This is a genomic window from Leptothoe sp. PORK10 BA2, assembly GCF_034932105.1.
GTDB lineage: Bacteria > Cyanobacteriota > Cyanobacteriia > Phormidesmidales > Phormidesmidaceae > Leptothoe.
The window spans coordinates 1-1,843 of the sequence record NZ_JAYGIG010000127.1 but is presented as its reverse complement, the minus strand read 5'-3'; the positions used below and the strand labels follow the sequence as shown (position 1 = coordinate 1,843).

Genomic DNA, 1,843 nt, shown 5'->3' with positions numbered 1-1,843 from the left:
AATCAACTCACCTCTGTGCCCAAAGAACTCGGGCAACTCAACAACCTCACATCCCTTTCCCTCTACCAAAATCAACTCACCTCTGTGCCCAAAGAACTCGGGCAACTCAACAACCTCACATCCCTTTACCTCTACCAAAATCAACTCACCTCTGTGCCCAAAGAACTCGGGCAACTCAACAACCTCACATCCCTTTACCTCGACCACAATCAACTCACCTCTGTGCCCAAAGAACTCGGGCACCTCAACAACCTCACATCCCTTTCCCTCTCCCATAATCAACTCACCTCTGTGCCCAAAGAACTCGGGCAACTCAACAACCTCACATCCCTTTCCCTCTACCAAAATCAACTCACCTCTGTGCCCAAAGAACTCGGGCAACTCAACAACCTCACATCCCTTTACCTCTACCAAAATCAACTCACCTCTGTGCCCAAAGAACTCGGGCAACTCAACAACCTCACATCCCTTTACCTCGACCAAAATCAACTCACCGCTGTGCCCAAAGAACTCGGGCAACTCAACAACCTCACATCCCTTTACCTCGACCAAAATCAACTCACCGCTGTGCCCAAAGAACTCGGGCAACTCAACAACCTCACAGACCTTGACCTCGACCAAAATCAACTTACCTCTGTCCCAGACTTTATTCTTAAACTCACCAACTTAGAAAGGATAGATCTCAATGACAACAACCTAAAAACTCTACCTAATTTTCTAGAACAACTTCCCAAACTGAAAGCATTGTTGCTGCACAATAATCCGTCTTTAAATATTTCAGATGAGATCCTAGGGCCAACATATCAAGCAGTTAACGATGGCGCGACACCTGCCAAACCAGCCGATATTCTCAACTATTACTTCCGCATCCAGACCGATCACCAACCTCTCAACGAAGCAAAACTAATCCTTGTAGGCTTCGGCGCTGTGGGCAAAACCTCCCTGGCAAACCGCCTGATCCACGGCACGTTTGACCCAGACTCTAAGAAAACCGAGGGCATTAACATTACCCAGTGGCCGCTAAAACTTCACCAGACCGAAGACATCACCCTCCATGTATGGGACTTTGGGGGTCAAGAGATCATGCACTCTACCCACCAGTTTTTCCTCACCGAACGTAGCCTCTATTTACTAGTACTCAACGGTCGCCAAGGCCATGAGGACAACGATGCCGAATACTGGCTAGAGCTAATCCAAAGCTTTGGGGGAGATTCCCCCATCATCGTTGTGCTCAATAAAGTGGCAGAACACCCCTTTGATGTCAACCGCCGCGCCCTGCAGCAAAAGTTTCCCAATATCCGCGAGTTCATCCAGACTGACTGTGAAGCAGAAATCGCTACGGATACCCTACGAGCAGCCATTGAAAGAGAAACAGACCGGCTAGAACACCTGCGGGACCCGTTCCCCGGCAGTTGGTTTGAGATCAAAAAGCGCCTGTCAACCATGGCCAACAACTACATTTCCTTCGAAAAATACCGAGAAATTTGCCAAGCCGATGGAGAAACCGAATCCGGTGCCCAGAACTCATTAGCCGTCCATCTCCATCACCTCGGCATTGCCCTCAACTACAAAGACGATGGCCGCCTCCGCGACACCCACGTCCTCAATCCCCGCTGGGTCACCAACGGCATCTACACTCTGCTCAATGACCATGGCCTCACCGCAACCAACGGCGAACTAGAAATTGACTGTCTCAACCGACTGTTAGACCCAAAGGACTACGGGCGTAACCGGTCTCGCGCTCTAACTCAAGCAAACAGGGGCCAATCGACTGCACCGAGTAGGTTTCGGTGTGGATAAAGGCGTTCAGTTTCATGCTGAATGCGAAAATGAGTAAACGCTT

Annotated in this window: 1 protein-coding gene; it reads left to right on the top strand. The window is 49.8% G+C overall.

What is annotated here, in order from left to right; all coding sequences use genetic code 11:
* On the top strand, positions 1-1,800 hold a 1,800-nt coding region (locus VB741_RS20190), incomplete at its 5' end, for a leucine-rich repeat domain-containing protein (protein WP_323367004.1).
* Positions 1,801-1,843 lie beyond the last annotated feature (43 nt).